Origin of the sequence: Methylobacterium phyllostachyos (genome assembly GCF_900103445.1) — a bacterium.
GTDB classification, from domain to species: Bacteria; Pseudomonadota; Alphaproteobacteria; order Rhizobiales; family Beijerinckiaceae; genus Methylobacterium; species Methylobacterium phyllostachyos.
In genome coordinates this window covers 1-20409 of record NZ_FNHS01000018.1, presented here as the reverse complement: position 1 = coordinate 20409, position 20409 = coordinate 1, and the positions used below count along the sequence as shown (strand labels likewise).

At 63.8% G+C, this 20409-nt stretch carries 13 protein-coding genes; 6 read left to right on the top strand and 7 right to left on the bottom strand.

The window, feature by feature from the left end:
- The first annotated feature begins 982 nt into the window (after nucleotides 1–982).
- On the top strand, nucleotides 983–2122 hold the full coding sequence (locus BLQ49_RS24080; protein WP_091720794.1) for a glycosyltransferase family 4 protein: 1140 nt from the start codon (nucleotides 983–985) through the stop codon (nucleotides 2120–2122).
- Nucleotides 2119–3153, top strand: a complete 1035-nt coding sequence (gene gmd / locus BLQ49_RS24075) for a GDP-mannose 4,6-dehydratase (RefSeq protein WP_091720791.1) — start codon at nucleotides 2119–2121, stop codon at nucleotides 3151–3153. The genes BLQ49_RS24080 and gmd overlap by 4 nt, the downstream gene beginning before the upstream one ends.
- 98 nt (nucleotides 3154–3251) lie before the next feature.
- Here the strand turns inward: gmd and BLQ49_RS24070 are convergent, their stop codons facing one another.
- Nucleotides 3252–4640, bottom strand: coding sequence for a glycosyl hydrolase (locus tag BLQ49_RS24070; protein WP_143012309.1), 1389 nt, complete (start codon nucleotides 4638–4640; stop codon nucleotides 3252–3254).
- Nucleotides 4641–5104: 464 nt separating this feature from the next.
- Between BLQ49_RS24070 and BLQ49_RS24065 the strand changes: the two genes are divergently transcribed.
- The 3 genes from BLQ49_RS24065 (at nucleotide 5105) to rfaD (ending at nucleotide 9690) form a co-directional block, all read left to right on the top strand.
- Complete coding sequence (locus BLQ49_RS24065; protein ID WP_091720785.1) at nucleotides 5105–6730, top strand: Wzz/FepE/Etk N-terminal domain-containing protein; 1626 nt, start codon at nucleotides 5105–5107, stop codon at nucleotides 6728–6730.
- Between the two features lie 513 nt (nucleotides 6731–7243).
- Nucleotides 7244–8704, top strand: a complete 1461-nt coding sequence (rfaE1, locus tag BLQ49_RS24060) for a D-glycero-beta-D-manno-heptose-7-phosphate kinase (protein WP_091720998.1) — start codon at nucleotides 7244–7246, stop codon at nucleotides 8702–8704.
- A 2-nt stretch (nucleotides 8705–8706) separates the two neighbouring features.
- A complete protein-coding gene (rfaD, locus tag BLQ49_RS24055; protein ID WP_091720783.1) occupies nucleotides 8707–9690 on the top strand; it encodes an ADP-glyceromanno-heptose 6-epimerase in 984 nt (327 codons plus the stop codon).
- 28 nt (nucleotides 9691–9718) lie between these two features.
- Here the strand turns inward: rfaD and BLQ49_RS24050 are convergent, their stop codons facing one another.
- The 6 genes from BLQ49_RS24050 to BLQ49_RS24020 form a co-directional block, all read right to left on the bottom strand.
- Nucleotides 9719–10861 (bottom strand): AGE family epimerase/isomerase, encoded by a 1143-nt coding sequence (locus BLQ49_RS24050; RefSeq protein ID WP_091720780.1) that lies wholly within the window; start codon nucleotides 10859–10861, stop codon nucleotides 9719–9721.
- A 36-nt stretch (nucleotides 10862–10897) separates the two neighbouring features.
- Nucleotides 10898–11437, bottom strand: a complete 540-nt coding sequence (locus BLQ49_RS24045; protein WP_091720778.1) for a D-glycero-alpha-D-manno-heptose-1,7-bisphosphate 7-phosphatase — start codon at nucleotides 11435–11437, stop codon at nucleotides 10898–10900.
- Nucleotides 11438–11643: 206 nt separating this feature from the next.
- On the bottom strand, nucleotides 11644–12933 hold the full coding sequence (locus tag BLQ49_RS24040) for a polysaccharide biosynthesis/export family protein (RefSeq protein WP_091720775.1): 1290 nt from the start codon (nucleotides 12931–12933) through the stop codon (nucleotides 11644–11646).
- 2210 nt (nucleotides 12934–15143) lie between these two features.
- On the bottom strand, nucleotides 15144–16796 hold the full coding sequence (gene ettA / locus BLQ49_RS24030; protein WP_091720770.1) for an energy-dependent translational throttle protein EttA: 1653 nt from the start codon (nucleotides 16794–16796) through the stop codon (nucleotides 15144–15146).
- A gap of 192 nt (nucleotides 16797–16988) precedes the next feature.
- Nucleotides 16989–17285, bottom strand: a complete 297-nt coding sequence (locus BLQ49_RS24025; RefSeq protein ID WP_091720765.1) for a hypothetical protein — start codon at nucleotides 17283–17285, stop codon at nucleotides 16989–16991.
- Nucleotides 17286–17294: 9 nt separating this feature from the next.
- Nucleotides 17295–18182 (bottom strand): DNA/RNA non-specific endonuclease, encoded by an 888-nt coding sequence (locus BLQ49_RS24020; protein ID WP_425284030.1) that lies wholly within the window; start codon nucleotides 18180–18182, stop codon nucleotides 17295–17297.
- 452 nt (nucleotides 18183–18634) lie between these two features.
- Between BLQ49_RS24020 and dxs the strand changes: the two genes are divergently transcribed.
- The coding region (gene dxs, locus BLQ49_RS24010) for a 1-deoxy-D-xylulose-5-phosphate synthase (protein WP_091720996.1) at nucleotides 18635–20409 on the top strand (1775 nt) is incomplete at its 3' end.

The window sequence follows — 20409 nt, the reverse complement described above, 5'->3', positions numbered from 1 at the left end:
GCTACAAATCGAATGCACGCTGCGGTCGGAGCGGGTGCAGGGTCGCGGCGGTCTCGGCAATTCGTCCCGAGGACGGCACCCGCAGATAGAGCAAACTCAAACCACTAAGGCGAGATGCAGTCAGACGGCATCGCACGCTGGCCCATAAAGCCATCGACGGCCGCATGGCGCACGCGAACCGCTAGACCGAGCCGGGGCATCCGACATCAAGCCCCAAAGTGATGCGGCAGACAGCCAGACCTTCGGTGCAAAGCATTCGCAGCCGGGCGGGGACGTGCTGATGGGTCGATCTCGGTGCCTGCTCCATCGTAGATACGAACATCATCGGGCACGCGAACGCCGCCACATGTCCGAGACCCGCGCTGTCATGCGCCGAAGATTGGCCGGCAGACCATAGATCCAGCCAAAAGCCCGCGCGGCCGCCACCAGGAGGCTGAACAGGCTCGCGAGCGCCAAAAGCCATCGCGCCGGCTTTTCGTCTGGCAGGACGTAGTCGTACCAGAGTGGATTGTCGTCCCGCCGAGTTTGGTCCTGCACGACACGGCCTCGCGCCACCAGCCCTACCGGCTTCCACGCTGAGCGAGCATGGCCGGGACCGTGCGCCGCACGACCGCGATATGCCCGCCCGGGCTCCACCAGAGAGCTTATCACAGGTGCTTGGCTTCCGCTGGCGTGCCCGGGCGTTTTTTACCCGAGATACGCCGTCCGGATGTGATCGACCGAGCCATCGCTGCACCGACACGAACCTCGCCGCAGTGCGGGGCCTCCCTGCGAGCCATCTCGCACCAACCGAGAGTCAACGGATGATCGGAACGAACCGGATTGCCGACGAAACGTATGAAGCAAGGTCATTCAAGTCGTGTATCAGATGCGCTGATATTGGCATCAGATTTGCTAAACCGGTCTGGAAATTGATTGGGTTCCAAATTTTTCCGGTTATGCTAAATTCGAATTGGTTATGCGGCTTCGAGAAGTGTCTACGATGAAAGTGGCCTTGATCCATGAATGGCTTACGACATATGCTGGATCAGACAAAGTTTTGGCGGAGATGGCAAGTATTTTTCCCGAGGCTGACATATTTTGCTTAATCGATTTTTTATCTGAAAACAATCGGGGGAATTTTAAGGGCGCCTCTATCAAGCCTTCGTTTCTACAAAAAATACCGTTTTCAAGAAAATACTACACCTACATGCTGCCCTTGATGCCGCTGGCAATCGAACAACACGACCTCTCAAAATACGATTTGATTATCTCCAATTGTCACGCTGTGGCGAAGGGCGTGATCACTACACGCCGCCAGCTGCATATTTGCTACTGTTATACCCCAATGCGGTATGCGTGGGACCTGCAAAACCAGTACATCCAAGAATCCGGCTTCGGACCGATCCGGCGCGCCCTGGCGCGCTACTACCTCCATAAGATCCGCATCTGGGACCAGCGAACATCGAATGGTGTCGATCATTATATCGCGTGCTCTAAATATATCGCCGGACGCATTTGGAAAACCTATCGCCGCAATTCGGATGTTATATATCCCAATGTGGATACCGACCGTTATAATCTAAGCGACGTGGCGAGGGAGGATTTCTATGTCACCGCCTCGCGGATGGTGCCTTACAAGCAAATGCACTTGATCGTCGAGGCCTTCACGAAGATGCCACACAAGCGACTTGTGGTCATCGGCGATGGGCCGAAATATCGATACGCGAAGTCCATCGCAACGCCCAATATTACCATTCTCGGTTTTCAGCCCAACGATGTTCTGCAGGATCACCTGCGCCGATGCAGGGCATTCATCTTCGCGTCGGAGGAGGATTTCGGGATCGCTCCGCTGGAGGCTCAAGCCTGCGGAGCGCCCGTGATCGCCTTCGGCCGCGGCGGAGCACGAGAGACCGTCGTCGACGGCGTCACCGGATTGCACTTCCACGAGCAGACCACGGAATCGATCATCGATGCCGTTGCCCGCTTCGAGACGATGGACCACGGATTCGACCGCCAAGCGATCCGCGCCCACGCAGAAAATTTCTCGACGGCCGTATTTCGGGAAAAATTCAAGCGCTACGTCAGCGAAAAGTTGGCTGAACACCAGTCTTTTCTCATCAATGAGGATTCCTTAGTATGAGAACGGCACTCATTACCGGGGTGACTGGCCAGGATGGCACATATCTCGCTGAAAATTTGCTGCAGCGTGGGTACAAGGTCTATGCGACGTATCGCCGGTCGAGCTCCGAGAATTTTTGGCGGCTCGAAGCATTAAATATTCGCAATCATTCGAATCTAGTCCTGCTTCAGCACGACATGACGGACTTTGGTTCGACGCTGCGTCTGCTCGACCGATCTTCGCCGGACGAGATCTACAACCTGGCGGCTCAGACACACGTTCAGGTGTCCTTCGAACAACCATTCACCACGGCTCAGATCACAGGCCTCGGCCCACTCGGTTTTCTCGAAGCCATCCGGGCCCGAAAGGCGGAGACGCGTTATTATCAAGCGTCCTCGGCCGAGATGTTCGGATTGGTCCAGGGCACGCCACAGAACGAGACGACGCCGTTCTATCCGCGAAGCCCGTACGGCGTCTCGAAGCTGTTCGCGCACTGGATGACGATCAACTACCGGGAGTCTTACGATATATTCGCTGCCTCAGGCATCCTGTTCAACCATGAGTCGCCGTTGCGCGGCACGGAATTCGTGACTCGGAAGATCACGTCCAGCGTGGCCCGTATCGTCCGCGGATCGGGCGGCGTGCTGCGCTTGGGCAATCTGAATGCGATGCGCGATTGGGGTTATGCCAAAGATTACGTCGAAGGCATGCGGCTCATGTTGCAGGCCGACAAGCCCGACACGTTCGTCCTCGCCACGAATAAAACCACATCGGTCCGGGACTTCGTGACGCTCTCCTTCCGGGCGGCGGACGTCGATCTCGACTGGTCCGGCTCCGGCGTGGACGAATTTGCCTTGTCCCGGCAGACCGGGCAGCGGGTCGTGGAGGTCGATCCGGCATTCTTCCGACCGGCTGAGGTCGATACGCTCATTGGCGATTTCACCAAGGCACGGAAGACCCTTGGCTGGTTCCCGTCGACCGACCTTCATGCCCTCTGCACGCTCATGGTCGAGGCCGACCTCCGACGCCTGGGAAACGACAGCTATCGGTAGCGGTACGAAATGCGCGTGCAGCGTTTCTACGTCAGCAGGGGTTGTCGGCATCGACCCCTGCGACCGACGGCGCGGTTCTAAATCCAGGCGGCGGGCGATCACCGTTTCGGAGACGATACCTTCAGAATGAGCGGTTGGTCCTTGATTGTATAAGTGATTTTTTCCACCGCCTGATAAGTCGCGATCGCATCGACCCCCTGAACCGGATCGAAGGCGCGCACGTCGGATTTCACCTGTCCGAAGTCGATCGTGATCGGATTGCCGCCCTCGACCCGCTCGTTCCAAATCACCAGGATTCGCGAACCGTCGGCGGCCTTGAGGGAGAAGTCATGCACGGTATTTTGCCGGCCCGTAATCCTGTAGGCCGCAAGGTCCGAGGCAAGGGTGACACCGTCGGGCGCCAGGATCCGGGTGAGGTTATGAAGATACGTCGCCGCGAGTTTGGGTGTCGAGTCGGCATTGAACACGCCCTGATTCTCTACGCCGCCCTCGCCATCCCGCAGCATGTAGATGAAGGTGCGGGACCAGTCCCGCTTGAATTGGGCGAACAAGGTATTGAGTATGATGATACCTTGAACACGTTCGCCGCCGGGATTTTTCTTCGAGTCCCAGCCGGTCTCCGTTGTCATCCGCGGAAGCTGGGCCAGTGCGGCATCGGGGTAACCTTTGTATTTGAAGCCCCAGGTGACGCCGTGGTTGCCAAACAGGCCGTCCCAATAGCTGTTGAGCAGCGGATCGGCCGCCTGCCAAGCTTGGTTGTCGACATACACGTTCTTATTGGATGAGACGTAGTTATGCACATTCGCAAAATCGTAGAACTTGGTTCCAGCTGGAAAGGCGGTGCCTGACGATTCGTCGAGCGCCTTGAACTGGAGCCCAACATTCGGGTGCTCCGCGCCAACTTCGGACGGGCCGAGGACGGGAAGCGCCGACAGGACATCGTCCTTCTTGACGGCGGCGTACAGATCCCTCTGGAACTCCGCGACCGAGGTCCAATCCGCCGACAGGCCCGAGCCTCCGCCCTTTTTTCCATTATAGACAATCGGAAAATTGTTGGGCTCGTTCGGACCCTCGATCGACAGCAGGGCCCCCGCCTGAGCGATCTGCCGCAAGCGATTGATATTGTGGTCCATGGGCTCGGCCCGTGCGATCAGGCTGACCCGTACGCCAATCGCTTGATAGAGATTGATGTAACTCTGCGTATCGTTTCCAAAATCATCTCGAACGTTTTTCAAGCCAATGTATCTCAATGGCGCGATGTACGATTGCATCGGGACGCCTTGGGCGTGATGGATACAGATGCCGAGCGAGTCGAGGAAAGCGCTGACGGTTGACGGGCCCACAGGACTGTCGTGATCGTCGCTCTCCGCGGCGGGAGAGGCTGCACCCCTCAGCAGGCGACCGTCGAAGATTACGACGCCGGCCAACAGCGCGACCGCACAAATCATCGCTTTCGAAAGGATTTTAACGCTTGAACTAAAATGCATTTTGATCTCAATATTTTACGGCTGCGGAGTCGTCTACAGCGCAGTGTTAGTTTTGAATTCTAAGATCGAATCAAATACGAAGCAAGCCGCGGCGACGACGTTCGCCTTCTGGCAGGGCGGCGTGTGCCCCCTTCGAGCCCTGCGCAGGCAGAATTGTCTGGGCGAGCCTCGGCCGGGATTCTCCAGCGGAGTGTCGATCAAGGCAAACATCGCGACCGATGCCGTTTCGGCGGATCGCCGCACGACCGCGTCATCGGAAACGTCAGTGCCGACGGCATCCGCGCCGAAGGGAGCCGTCCTTGTTCGAAAATGGCGGAAGTGTTAGTAAAAAACCGAATTTTCGGGTGCGTAATACGGGTGCGCAACATATCATAATCATTTTGGCGGCAAATGTGGTCTTCTAAAGCGGTTGCGGCGATGTCCGCGGATGAGGTGAGGAACCTCATCCGCTCGTGGAGCGATGTATGAACCAGCATGATTTGAACTTTGCCACAAAGCGAGTCGCAAATAATGATGGAAAGATCGCGCCGCAGAAAATCGTTCCGCCCCATGAGCAATCCGGCGCAATTCTGAATCTAAAACTCTCGGATCTGCGAAACAGCATCCAGAGAAACCGGCGCTGGATCTTCTGGTGGTCGCTGGCCGCCGCTTTCTCGGCCATCTTCTACTTGAGTCTCGCGGCCGACATTTACGTTGCAACGGCGAGCCTGACCCTCGAGCCGCGGAGACAGGTGGGGTCGGCGAGCGACGCGTCGGCGAACCAGCCGGTCATGCTCGATAGCGCGCAGGCCGATAGCCAGCTGCAGGTCATCCGATCCGAGATCCTGTTGAGGGCTGTGTTTAACAAGTTGAAGCCGGAAGACGTCCAGCTGCTCAGCCTCAACCATGGCATCCTGTCGACGGCATCACGCAAAATCTTCGGCCTCTTCCGCGGGTCAACCCCAGCGCATACGAGCCCGGATCAGGAGAAAAGCAGCGAGGTGAAGCGCGAGATCGCCTTCCAGCGCTTCATGCAGCGGGTGAACGCCCGCCGCATCGGTCTCTCCTACGTCATCGAGATCTCCTCGTACGCGGAGACGCCGGAACTTGCGGCGCGGCTCTCCAACGCCGTCGTGATGCAGTACATCTATGAGCAGATCGCCGCGAAGGCGGCTGCGGCGCAGGGCGGTTCCGAATATCTGCAGGTGCGCATCGAGCGGTTGAAGTCCGAGTTGAACGCGGCCGAGCGTGCCGTCATCGACGGCACCGTCCCGACGATGTTCTTTCCGGACGCGGATGCGCGGGTCATCGGTAGCGCGGTCGCGCCACTGGGCCGCTCATATCCGCAACCCATCCTCGTCATCATTTACGCGGCTATCTTGGGCCCGATCGGCGCCATCATCGCCTCGACGATATGGCACCAATTGAGCGAGGCGATCAAAGGCGCGGACGATCTGGAGCGCATCTCCCGGGTCGAGTGCATCGCAACCGTCCAGGCGAGCGATCCCACGGGCCGAAGCAAGCTGCGCGGCCGGCCGCACAGGGACGCGATCGGAGACATCGATACGTATCTGAGGTTCATCTCCCGCCACCGCCGGTCGACGGCGATCGGCTTCGTATCCTACAACAAGCCCCGGATCGGATCGCGGCTGCTGCGCGACGTGGCGCAACATATCTCGAATGGCGGCGGCCACGTCATCGTGGTCGATGCGTGCTCCTTCGTGACGCGCGGACAGGCGGCCCAGACGTCGTCATCGGATTCATCGATGTATCCGCTGGCCAAGACGTCGATGGAGAGCGAGTCCCCCGCGGAGCAGTACGTACGCATCTACTGCTACTCTCCTGGGAAATCTTACGATCTCTGTGAGCCGCTCGACAACGTGCTGACCAATCTCAGGAACACCGAACATGCCGGTCCGCTGGTGTTGATCGACCTGCCCGATCTCCGCACCAGCAAGGCGGCGAGGACGCTCTTCGACTACATCGACGGCGCCATCCTGGTCGCCGAAACGGGGCGGCTGCTCCCGGATCAGTACCAGTTCTGTCTCAACCTCATTCGTTCGTCCAACGCGGATATCATATCGACGATCCTCGTCGACGTTGAGGGCTGAGCCGCTCCCCCTGGGGTCGGGCGCGCCTGCGATAACCGTCATCGCGCTACAGGCATCCCCGGTGTCGTACGCTCGCCGATGGCTTGTGCGCGGCGATCGGTTGGTCGGAGTGAGGCGGCAGAACCATTCTGCAATCCTGTGCGCCGCTCGGCAGGCGATATGGGTGAGGCGCGAAGGAGCGCATCTGACGACGGCGCCTGCAGATCCTTGGCCGCTTCTGACTACTGACAACGCGTATTGGATGTGTGTAAGGCCGCGGTGTCCGCGCCTCGGTATTGGACGCCCTCGGTCAGCACGGTGTCATGATCGCCGCAATCAGTTATATTCGCGCCGTCTAACGCGTGACTGGACCCCGCGGCAGAGTCGGGCGTGGAACTCAAGTGCTGCGGATCGAGCCAAGCCGCTTCGTCGACAGGGCTTGAGACCGGTATCCGAGGGTCGCCTGCGGCATTCCCGATGGCGACCGCCTGAGCTGCAACCGCCCGGCCGGGCAGTCTGAAAACGGTGATGTCGATGACGTTTTGGTCTGCCGAGCGCCTGAACGAGCTGCAGGGAAGGCGCGTCATCGTGCTTGGCGACGTGATGCTGGACACGTTCGTCTACGGCCAGTGCACCCGCATCTCGCCGGAGGCGCCGATTCCGGTGGTCCGTATCGGGAGGGAGGACGTCATGCTGGGCGGCGCCGGCAACGTCGCGCGTAACATCGCGGCGCTCGGCGGCGAGGCGATCCTGATTGGGCTTGCCGGTCACGATACCGCCGGTCTCGCCCTACGGGCCAAGGTGACGAGCGAACCCGGCATCCAGGCGGATCTGGTGAGCGACGGCCGCCCGACCACACAGAAGACGCGCTACATCGCCGCTCAGCAGCAGATGCTGCGCGTCGATGCGGAGCAGACCCACGCGGCCGCGCCGGAACCCCTCTTGGCGGCGTTTGCGCGCCATCTTCCGCAGGCCGATGCCGTCGTCCTGTCCGATTATGCTAAGGGGACGCTGAGCCCGGACCTGCTCCGGGACGTGATCGCGCAGGCGCGGGCCGCGGGTAAACCCGTCATCGCCGACCCGAAAAGCAGCGACGTCTCGCGCTATGACGGGGTGACGCTGATGACGCCCAATGCCGGGGAGGCGAGCACCGCCACCGGCATCCCGTGCGACGGAGACGACCGGTCGGTCACGGAGGCGGCCGAGCAGCTGCTTCAACGCATGGCGCATTCGCCGGCCATCCTGATCACCCGCGGACCGCGCGGGATGACTTTGGCCGAACGCGGCCGCGACGTCCGGCATCTGCCTGCCTTGGCGCGGGAGGTTTTCGATGTGTCGGGCGCGGGCGATACCGTGATCGCGACCTTGGCGCTGAGTGCGGCGGCGGGTCTGCCGCTGATGGAGGGGGTCGAACTCGCTAACGTGGCCGCGGGCATGGCAGTCGCCAAACCGGGGACCGCGGTCGTCACCGCCGATGAGCTCGCGCGCGAGCTGCGCCAGGAATGGGTTCAGACCACGGACCGCAAGATCAAGTCTCCCGACGAGGCGCTGACGCAGGTCGCGCGGTGGCGGTCCAGCGGCAAGCGCATCGGGTTCACGAACGGCTGTTTCGATCTCATCCATCCCGGGCACGTATCCCAGCTCGCTCAGGCTCGGAGCACGTGCGATCATCTCATCGTCGGGCTGAACACCGATGCCTCGATCCAGCGGCTCAAGGGCCCGTTAAGGCCGGTCCAGCACGAGGATTCGCGCGCGATCGTGCTCGCGTCGCTGCAATCGGTGGACCTCGTCATCCTGTTCGATGACGATACACCGATCGGGCTGATCGACGCGATCCGCCCCGACGTGCTGATCAAGGGCAAGGACTACACGGTCGACCAAGTCGTAGGCTCGAGCTTGGTGCTCGGATACGGCGGCGAGGTGTTCCTGGCCGACATCGCGGCTGGGCACAGCACCAGCGATATCATCGATCGGCTGACACGGAAGGTCTCGTGAGCATGTATCTCGTCACCGGTGGTGCCGGCATGATCGGCTCAAACATCGCGGCCGAGCTGGCCGCGGCCGGCCACGCGGTGGTCGTGTGCGACTGGCTGCGCCAGGACGAGCGCTGGCGGAATCTGGCGAAGCACGAGATCGCCGACATCATCATGCCGGAAGACCTGTTCCGATGGCTCGCGCAAAACGGAAACGCGGTGGCGGGCATCATCCATATGGGCGCGATCAGCGCCACGACGGAGACGGATGTCGACAGTATCACCCACAACAACATCCGCCTGACTCTGGACCTCTGGGCGTGGTGCACTGACCATGGTGTTCCGCTGATCTACGCGTCATCCGCGGCAACGTATGGCGACGGGCATGCCGGTTTCGACGACATGTTCTCACCGGACGCGCTGGCCAGGTTCCGCCCGCTGAACGCCTACGGTTGGAGCAAGCATTTCATCGACAGGCGGATCGCGCGGATCGTCGCCCAGGGGCAGCCGACGCCACCGCAATGGGTCGGGCTCAAGTTCTTCAACGTCTACGGTCCGAACGAGTATCACAAGGGGTCCATGAAGAGCGTGGTCGCCCACAACGCGGCGCGCGTCGCTGCCGGGGAACCCCTGCGTCTCTTCCGCAGCTACCGAGCCGATTATACCGATGGCGGCCAGCTCAGAGACTTCATCTACGTCAAGGACTGCGCCCGGGTGGTGACCTGGCTGCTCGAACACCCGGGGGTATCGGGCCTATTCAACCTCGGAACGGGCCAAGCCCGCTCATGGCTGGACCTCGGGCGCAGCCTGTTCGCTGCACTGGATCTCCCGGAGGCCATCGAATTCATCGAGATGCCCGAGCAGCTGCGCGGGAAGTACCAGTACTACACCAAGGCCGAGATGGAGCGCCTGCGCGCGGCCGGTTATGCGGAGCCGTTCACATCGCTTGAGGACGGCGTGTCGGATTACGTCCGCGGCTACCTGCGGCAGGACGATCCGTACCGTTGAGCCGGGCGCTGGCCGGCGGAGGCCCCGGTCACGAGGGGGCGAGGGCGTTGCGCGCTCGCAGATACTCCGACGACGCCAGGAAGATGTGATACAGGGTGCTGGCCGGGATGGCCTGGACGAGCGGCGTGCCGCCGACATCGACCCAATCGATCCAGGCCCCCGCGATCCAGCGGTCGAGAAACGTGTCGAGCAGCGCGTCGACGGTGGCATCTGCCCGGGGGCCAAGTGGTTCGCCGCGGGCCTCGGCCAGCGCGATGTCGGCTTTGACCGCTTCCGTCTGCGGCCACGAACGGGTGCTCAACTTCTTGGCACGGCCGTCGATCCACACCTCGTCGCACAGGAGTATGCCACCGCCCGGCCGCCCATACCGCTCGACGAATGCGTTCAGTTGATAGGCCTCGTCGCAGAGCGTCTCGCCCGCACAATCGGCATAGCGCTTGAGCAGCCAGATCCATTCGCAATGGTGGCCGGGCTCGACGATCTGCCCGGCTTCACCGGCTACGGGTTGCCAGCGCGCGTCGTAGAACTCCCGCAACACCCCCCGCTCGGGATCGAACATCCGGCTGCGGAACAGGGCGAAGAGCTCATGGGCCCGATCGAGGAACACCGCGTCGCCCGTCGCCTCGTAGGCGGCGAGCACGGCCTCGAAGAGATGCATGTGCGGGTTCTGATGCAGATCGTCGAGACCGCTGTCGTCGATCGCGAAGCCTGCACCGCCGGGATGCCGGAGGAGGGCCCAGATCGCATCGCCGAGCCGGCGGATCGTGGCGCGAACCTCGGGGCGACCGCTGGCGCGATAATACCAGCTGAAGGCGAAGAGCAGGAACGCGTGGTCGTACGTGTCGCGCTTGGCGTCGCGCACCGCCCCCTCGCGGGCGAGCGCGTGGACGGCGCCCTTCTCCACGCCGTCGGGAAAGCCATGCCGCATCACGAAATCATGGCCCAGGGTCGCGACAGCGAGACCGTTCGGGGCCAAGCCCAGCACATGTGCGTGGGAGAAGACGTAGATCTGCCGGGCTTGCACCCGCAGCCGCTTGGATGCGGCAAGATCCGGTACGCCCTCGGACGTAAGCCGCTCGACGAAACCGCGCTCGCCGTCGACACCGATGGTCGACCAGAGGGGCAGCGCCGAATCCTGGAGCCATTGGCGCAAACGAACGACGGCAGTCATCTTCGAGCCTACCTTGGCGACCTGTGAGCGGGGAGCCTACACCCCCGATCCCTTGAGGATGGCCTCCACGAAGTCGTGGAGATTGCCACCGTGGAACTGGTACCCCTGCACCCCGGCGGCGGCCGCGGCGACCATGTCGCTCGTCTTGTCGCCGACCATGAAGGACCGCGTGAGGTCGATCGACCAGGTTTGCGCCAGGTCGAGGATCATGCCCGGGGCCGGCTTCCGGCACGCGCACGCTTGGCGGTAGGCCGGGATGGCCGCATCCTCGAGGTGTGGGCAGTATCGGATGTCGTCGACACGGGCGTCATGCGCCGCCAGTTCCGCGCAGAGATGCTGGTGGAAGCGCTTCAACGCATCCTCGTCGTAGTATCCGCGCGCGATACCCGACTGGTTCGTCACAATGAAGATCAGAAAGCCCGCATCGCGACAGGTCCGCAGCGCCGCCGCGGCTCCCGCGACGAACTCGAGCTGCTCCGCCGTGTGGACGTATCCGTGATCAATATTAATGACACCATCGCGGTCGAAGAACGCGGCCCTGCGGCCAAGATCCGATCTCTGATGTCTCGCGGTCATGTCTTTACAATGGCATTGCGGGACAACCCTGTCACTCAGTCCAAACCGCCGAGGTTGTCCGACGCTTGAGTGAGGCAGGTGCCAAGGCCGGCCCGTCGCTCAGCGCATCGATGTGGCGAACAGGCGATCCTTCGGCACGAAGCGCTGTGGTTCAGCCTACCCCGGTCGCTGCACGGCCGGTATGAGCGGGCGCCGGGAGCGACCGATCAGTTCGGCGCGTCGGCGTCCGTCCGGTCGCCCAGCCCGGGAGGCAGCGTCGCCGGTTGTCTCTCGACGATCAGGACTTCCCCCGGGTTCAGCGTCGTCGTCTCCGGCGTATCGACGTTCGTGGCTTGGCTGTTGGTCGAGCGCACGATACTGAAGTTCAGGCCGGCGTTCCCCTTGTTCCGCTGAATCCCAGACCGGGATCGACGGCCCTCGGAGATCGACAGCCCCGCGGTCGCGATCTTCTCGTTTGTCTCCCGGAGCTTCGCGTCAACATCCAGGTTCTGTGCGAGCGCCTCGGACCGGTACTTGTTCTTCAGCTCTGCCATCTCCCGATCGATGCGCACGACATCCTGCTCGGTCCGCAGCTTCGTGACCAAGACGTCCAGGCGGCCACTTTCATAGGTGGTCAGGGTCTGTTCGGCCTGCAATTGACGCTGCGTGGACGTCAAGCCCCTGGACAGCAAATCCCCGAGCTGGTTCAGGTCCCGCTTGGACAGATCGATCTGCTTCTGGAGCGTCTCGTCCTTCTTCTGCAGCGAAGCGATCTCGTCGATAGCGGTCTTGCGCGCCTGTGTGAGCAGGTTAACCTGTGCGGCCTGAGACGATCTGTGGTTGTCCAGCACGGCCTGCTCGGAGGCACTGATCTTATCGACATCGTAATCCGCGGACAGGCCCGCGACCGAAGCGGGGATCTTGAACGTAGAGGCACCGTCCGCCTCCGCGGCGAGCCTCGCCTTCTTGATGAGAAAACCGAGTTGCTGGGCGCGCAGGACGCGCAGCTCGCCCTCCGTAACCCGCGTCGCACGGCGGGAGGTGGTCTCCTCGTCGCGCTCCTTCGCGACTCCGCCGGCGATAGCCAGAGCCTGCAGAACCGTGAGGTTTGGTCGGTAGTCAAACTCGCCCGGGTTCTCCACGTCGCCGGTTACGTAAACCGGCCGGTATCGTATGATCTGAACGTTGACACTCGGGGGCTTCGCCAGACCAACCTTGTCCTTTAGTTCGTCGGAGACGACGCGTTCCAGATCCGTCGTCGAGCGGCCCAGCGCTTTGACGTTGCCGATCAGCGGGAGCGACAGGCTGCCGTCATATCCGACGACATACTCTCCATTGTACGCCTGCCACTGGTAGGCCTCCCCCGTGGACGGCTTGAGATCGAAAACCCGAATCTGGAGTTTATCCTGCGGACCAAGGGCGTATTCGCGCTGTTCCGCGCTTTGAGCGGCAGAACATCCGATGGCCAAGAGATAGATAAATAGACAGGCTTTTACGATCCGATGCCAGCTCGTCATAGCTTGAACTGCCCCATGTACAAATTGCGCAGCGTCTCCTTTGGCAAATGAGGTGGGAGTACATCGCTCATGCGGTTCTCCGGCTCACCCACCGTGGCTTGCGCACTCAACAAATAGCTTAACAGCCTGTTCCAATTTCTGGTCGCCAAACTATCTGAGGATAAGCATTATGTCAAATATGCTGCATGATCTCCGAAGCGAAAAGTTGTGGGCTTACAGTTGATTGGTCGCTCGAAGACCGTTAACGATCTTTATCACGAGGCGCTTAAGTTCTGAGTTGGCCATACGACACTTGTGCTGCGAGTGCGGTGTGCATTGTCTCTCTCACGTGCAATCGCGCGGGGGCAAAAATATAATACTGTCTGGCCTGTCGCCTGTCTGGTATTACGGACAGAATGCCCTCGAGCAAGAGCGTCAAAGGCACGTCATCGCGAGCGGATGAAGTCCGAAGAATGATGTTCCGACGGGCCTGCTGTCTTCGTTTCCGCGACGCCGCGGATCTGTCGAAGCCCCGGCCGTCACGTCCAGGCAAGATCTTGACCATCGGCGCAAGCGGCTGCGCTTCTCTCCCGTCCGATGATGGCTGATAGGCGGCATTCCGGCCCTGCCGCGATGAATGCCGCATCCTCCGCGTGAGGCGACAGCGCCCAAACGGCGCCATGGAGTCGGGGGCGGCACACCCCAGGGCGCTAGCGCCTCTCTGCCGAAGTCCCCACGGTTCGGCGCACGCGTGCGCATCGAGAAAGAGGCTCGAAGGCGTGGCCGATCGCAGCGTGACGGGACACGTTAGCTGAGCGAGCCTCGCCGAACGAGCGAACCATCCTTCCTCCTAGGGAGATGGGAGCAGGTGAGGGGTCCCGCGGTGGGCGGCCCCAGTCCTGACCTTTCTGGTCGCCCACAGCGGTGTGCCCGCACCCGAGAGAGCGGGATCGTTCCACCCGTCCAAGTCCCGTGCACCGCACATGTGTCTGACGGGCGCAACCTGATCGGGTCCGCGTCTATTCGAGCGGAACGGTCTCCGGGTCGTCCTGATCCTGGCGCGGAGTGGGCTTTGGCTTCTGCGGCTGCAGAGGCCTCGGCACACGCGTCGCGGCCTCGGACCGGGGAGCGGGCCGATGTGGCCGGGCCGGGGGGAGCGGGGGATTGGTGATGGCGTTGAAACGCCCCGGATCGTTGGCGGTCGGACTGGCGTTTCGACTGGGCAAGGACAGGGAGTCCGTAGCCACCCCCGCCGCTGCACCCGCCAGGGACGGCGGCGGTGCGGCAGCCCCGGAGGGTGGAGTTGCCTTCGCGGAACGGTTCGCGTTTGGCTCCCCAGACGATCGAGAAGCCGTCGCCGGCGTAGGCTGATCAGGGGAGGGGACCGCCGCCGCCATCGGCCGTGCCTGCTCCGACGCGGTCGGCTGGCATTGCTCGCCACAATTGCTGACGGCGGCCTCGTAGGTCTTGCCGTCAATCGCGGCCGATACGATGCAGCGGGCCGGGTGGTAGACGAGTTCGTATTGGAATTTGCCCGTCTGGTCCGACTCGGTTCGGAACTGGTCGTCCAGCACGACGGTCGTGTGTGGATGCTCGGTACGTCCGAGAACGTAGAGGCGGCCTGTCGCGATCGCCGCGATCGTGATGTCGGAGGCTGCCGCGGATGCGGAGGCGCCGAGAACGAGCGCGGTCGACACGGCTGCTATCATCGAGAGCGCAAGATGCAATAGTCTAACCTGGCAGCCTCTAATCTCGACGGCGATATCAGACGTGGGCATCCCGGTGAAGGTTGCGGCGTCCGCATGCCGCGTCGCGGGATCTCACTTTCCTGACAGGCGCACAGCGCCGAATCCGACCCGAGGGCGCCGGCGACAGACCGGGTGCGGTCCCGGATCGGTACGGGGCATCATCGGCGGTGGAGCATCAGGCGAGGCGTGCTCGTCGGTGCAGATTCGTCATCGCAGGCCCCGGAGGACGCAGCAGGCTTCGACCCCGAACCTGTCGAAAGATGAAGAACGGAACGCGAGCCTCGGAAAACGGCCGCCGCACCCTGCCCACCCGATACGGCCTGAACCCGAGGCGATCGGCGCAGCCGGTCAAGGGCTGCCGGTGCGCCGATAGGATCGACCCGTCGCGGGTACACGGACTTGGTCCCGACCGCCGCGGCGATCATGGCCGCGTCCACCGGGCGCCCAGCGGCGGTCCGCGCGAGAACGCGGACCGGCCGGCTTTCAGCGCGAGAAGCGCTTGTATTTGATCTTCTTCGGCATGATCGAATCCGCCCCGAGCCGGCGCACCTTGTCGGCCTCGTAATCGGAGAAGTTGCCCTCGAACCACTCGACGTGGCTGTCGCCTTCGAAGGCCAGGATGTGCGTCGCGATGCGGTTCAGGAACCAGCGGTCGTGGCTGATGATGACCGCGCAGCCGGCGTAATCCTCCAGCGCGTCCTCAAGGGCGCGCAGGGTCTCCATGTCGAGGTCGTTGGTCGGCTCGTCGAGCAGCAGCACGTTGGCGCCGCCCTTCAGGGTCCGGGCGAGGTGCACCCGGTTGCGCTCGCCGCCCGAGAGGGTGCCGACCTTCTTCTGCTGGTCCGGCCCCTTGAACGCGAAGGCCGCGCAATAGGCGCGTGAATTGATCTCGCGCTTGTTGAAATAGATGATGTCGTTGCCGCCCGAGACCTCCTGCCAGACCGTGGCGTTCGGATCGAGCGCGTCACGCGACTGGTCCACGTAGCCGAGCTTGACCGTCTCGCCGACCTCGATCTTGCCGCTGTCGGGCTTCTCCTGGCCGGTGATCATCTTGAACAGGGTGGTCTTGCCGGCGCCGTTCGGACCGATCACGCCGACGATGCCGCCCGGCGGCAGCTTGAACGACAGATCCTCGATCAGGAGCCGATCGCCGAACGCCTTGTTGAGATGCTCGAACTCGATGACGTTGTTGCCGAGGCGCTCGTCGATCGGGATCACGATCTGGGCGGCAGCGTCGATCTTCTGGGCCTGCTTGGCAACCAGCTCCTCGTAGCGGGTGATGCGGGCCTTCGACTTCGACTGGCGCGCCTTCGGGGAGGCGGCGATCCACTCCTGCTCGCGGGCGATCGAGCGCTGGCGGGCCATATCCTCGCGGCCCTCCTGCTCCAGGCGCTTCTGCTTCTGCACCAGCCACGCCGAGTAGTTGCCCTCGTAGGGAATGCCCTTGCCGCGGTCGAGCTCCAGGATCCAGCTCGTCACGTTGTCGAGGAAGTAGCGATCGTGGGTCACGATCAGGATCGCGCCCGGATACTGGCGCAGGTGGCCTTCGAGCCAGTTCACCGTCTCGGCGTCGAGGTGGTTGGTCGGCTCGTCGAGGAGCAGCAGCTCCGGCTCCCACAGCAGTAGGCGGCAGAGCGCGATGCGGCGGCGCTCGCCGCCCGAGAGGGTCGCGACCGGCTGCTCGTCGCTCGGGCAGCCCAACGCCTCCATGGCCTGATCGACCTTCGAATCGAGCTCCCAGAGACCCAGGGACTCAATCCGGTCCTGGAGCTCGGTCATCTCGTCGGCGGTCTCCTCCGAGTAGTTCATGGCGAGTTCGTTGTAGCGGTCGAGCATCGCCTGCTTCTCGGCCACGCCCTCCATGACGTTCTCGCGCACCGACTTGTTCGGATCGAGCTGCGGCTCCTGCGGCAGGTAGCCGACGCGCGCGCCCTGGGCGACCCAGCCGTCGCCGGTGAACTCCTTGTCGATGCCCGCCATGATCTTGAGCAGGGTCGACTTGCCGGCGCCGTTGATACCGAGCACGCCGATCTTGGCGTCCGGGTAGAACGACAGGTTGACGTTATCCAGGACCTTCTTGCCGCCGGTATAGGCCTTGGTCAGGCCCTTCATGTGGTAAATGAATTCGCGAGCCATCGCGGAAATCCTCGGCGTGGTGTGCGGGATGCGCGGTGCGTGCCAGCGGCACGGGGCAGGCGCGGGGCCCATCCCCCGTCCTGTACGCACGCCCCGACGATATAGGAATCACGCTGTTCGACTATCAGGCCCGCCGGGACGCGGCAAGGATGGCGGCGCGGATGCCGGCGCGGCCCCTCATTGACGGGCCGCTCAGGCGAACGGGTTCGGGACCGATTTCGGGGCCGCCTCCGGGGCCTCGGCCACTTTTTCCGGCAGGTCCTCGCCTTCCAGCGCCTTCACGATGGCGTCGAGCGTCTGCCTGAGCAGGCGGGCCTGGGCGAGGCCGGTCTTGTCCCGGGTCAGGTCAAGTGAGCCGTGCAGGGCGATCCGGTCAGTGCCGTTCTCGAAGCTGAGGGCGGCGATCGTGCGCACCCCGGCATCGTCCGCGAAGGGCGTGAAGGAATCGGCTGGCGGCTCAGCTTTGGCGCGGTGCTTATCCTCGTGCATGCATCCCTCTCAGAAGATTCCGCGCAGCACGTCGCGGACGAACTTGCGCAGGGCGCGGTGAAGTTCGCGCTGGAGCCAGTCCTGCCAGCTCTGTTCGTGGCGAGGTCGGCGCTCGTCGGCGCGGGCGGAGGCGTGGGGGTCGGGCAGGCTCATCGCGCCGGTCCGGGCGCCGACCGGGAGTCCCGGAAAAACGTCGATCCCGGCCTGACGGCCGAGTTCGTCGATCGAGACTGCGCGCCAGTCCCGGGAATCGTCGTTCTTGGCGAGATAGGCGCCGGCCTCGCCGCTCGCCGGGTCGTAGAGCGCCTTGAACAGCTGGGTCGGCACCAGCACGCCGCCCTTGATCTGCTGGACCGCGTCCCCGGAGAAGATGACGCCGGTGACCACGAAGATCGAGCCGCGCCGGCTCGCCAGCCGCCGCGTGCTCTCCTCGATATCGGCCCAGAGCCCGCGGTTCAGGACCCGGTTCTGCGGCACGATGTTGGCGAGGCTGAAGGATTCGGCCTGGGCGCTCAGCGTCGGCATGTCGCCCGCCGGCGCGAGATGGCCCCGGTCGTAGCCGCTGCGGACGTAATCCTCCAGCGAGGCGCGCTCATCCGCCGGCAGCCGGGGCTCCTCGTGGAAGGCATCGTCGCGCGCCACGGTGCGGGCCGCGGCGACGCTGGCGCGGGTCAGATGCTCCGCGGAATAGAGCGGCGTGCGCGTCACCCCCGAATGGAGCACCGCGAAGGCCTCGAAGCACAGCGGAACCGTACGTGCCGCGAGCTTGGGATTGGTGAGGACCGGCACCTGGCCGTCGGCGAACAGGGCCGGGCAGGCCTCCTGGGCCCGCGCCGCCGGAGCGGCGAGCGGGACGAGCAGCAGGGCCGCGGCAAAGAGCCTCTGGCGCGGGCTCACCAGCACACCCGCACCCGCCGCACACCCTCCGGTGTCGGTCGGTCCCGCCACGCGCAGGGGCGGCCGAGGTTCCCACTGAAGGGCCGGACGTCGCGATCCGGACCACCCGGGGCGAGCCGCGCTGGGCAATCCCCCAGGAAGTTGCAGAGGAAGTCGAGGTTGCCATCCAGCGGTCGCGGCTCGGCGCAAGCCGGGCCGTTACCCGTAATCGCCAGCGTGAGCAGGATTGTGCACAGACGAGCCGGACTCAAAGGGAGACCTCTTGTGGCGGTAAGGGCACGTGATTGAAAAAAACGATGCCCTGACATTGATCGGGACGCCGATCATCCGTAACTGGCACTATCATGACAGCGACGGGCGGGCGGGTTCTAGCATGAACGCGGACCTCCGGGTGCCTGCGTCGCGAGGGCCGAGGGCACGCGAAGCGGCCGTCGCCACACTCGAACGAGCGGATGCGACCATTGGCAATATCTCCTGAGCAATCGGCGTTGCTGGATCGTGTCCCGAACCCGGCGGCTTTGCGCCGTCTGCCCGAGTCGGAGCTGCCGGCGGTGGCGGACGCCGTGCGCGCCGAGATGATCGACGCCGTCTCGATCACCGGCGGCCATCTCGGCTCGGGGCTCGGCGTGGTCGAGCTCACCGTCGCGCTGCATCACGTGTTCGACACCCCCGACGACCGCATCGTCTGGGATGTCGGCCATCAGTGCTACCCGCACAAGATCCTCACCGAGCGCCGCGACCGCATCCGCACGCTCCGCCAGGGCGGCGGCCTCTCCGGCTTCACCAAGCGCAGCGAGAGCGTCTACGATCCCTTCGGCGCCGCCCACTCCTCCACCTCCATCTCCGCCGCGCTGGGCATGGCGGTCGCCCGCGACCTCGACAACGCCACCGCCAAGCAGACGGGCGGCGCGCAGAAGCGCCGCAACGCCATCGCGGTGATCGGCGACGGCTCGATGTCGGCCGGGATGGCCTACGAGGCGCTCAACAACGCCGGCGCCCTGCACTCGCGCCTGATCGTCATCCTCAACGACAACGACATGTCGATCGCGCCCCCCGTCGGCGCCATGTCGGCCTACCTCGCCCGGCTCGCGTCCGGCGGCGCCTACCAATCCCTGCGCGAGACCGCCAAGCAGCTCGGCAAGCTCCTGCCAAAGGCGATCTACCAGCGCGCGGCCGCGGCCGAGGAGTATGCCCGCTCGCTGGTGGTCGGCGGCGGCACGATGTTCGAGGAGATGGGCTTCCACTATGTCGGCCCGGTCGACGGGCACAACCTCGACCACCTCCTGCCGGTGCTGAAGAACGTCCGCGACGCCGAGCACGGCCCGATCCTGCTGCACGTCGTCACCCAGAAGGGCAAGGGCTACGCGCCCGCGGAAGCCTCCGCCGACCGCTACCACGGCGTGGTCAAGTTCGACGTGGTCTCGGGCGTGCAGGCCAAGGCCAAGCCGAACGCGCCGGCCTACACGCGGGTGTTCGGCGAGAGCCTGATCAAGGCGGCCGATGCCGACGACAAGGTGGTGGCGATCACCGCGGCGATGCCCGGCGGCACCGGCATCGACCTGTTCGGCAAGGCGCATCCGGACAAGACCTTCGACGTGGGCATCGCCGAGCAGCACGCGGTGACCTTCGCGGGCGGTCTGGCGACCGAGGGCTACCGGCCGTTCGTGGCGATCTACTCGACCTTCCTGCAGCGGGCCTACGACCAGGTGGTGCACGACGTGGCGCTGCAGAACCTGCCGGTGCGGTTCTGCCTGGACCGGGCCGGCTTGGTCGGCGCGGACGGGGCGACGCATGCGGGCGCGTTCGATCTCGCGTATCTGTGCTGCCTGCCCAACATGACGGTGATGGCGGCCGCCGACGAGGCCGAGCTGGTGCACATGGTGGCGACGGCGCATGCCCATGACAGCGGCCCGATCGCGCTGCGCTACCCGCGCGGCGAGGGGGTGGGCGTCGAGCTGCCGGAGCGGGGCGCGGTGCTGCCGGTCGGCAAGGGCCGGGTGGTGCGCAAGGATGCGGAGGCGCGGGTCGCGATCCTGTCGCTGGGCACGCGTCTGGCAGAGGCGCTGAAGGCGGCGGATACGCTGGCCGAGCAGGGCGTGGCCGTGACGGTGGCGGATGCGCGGTTTGCCAAGCCTCTGGACGAGGCGCTGATCCTGGATCTGGCGCAGAGCCACGAGGTTCTGATCACGATCGAGGAGGGCTCGCGGGGCGGGTTCGGCGCGATGGT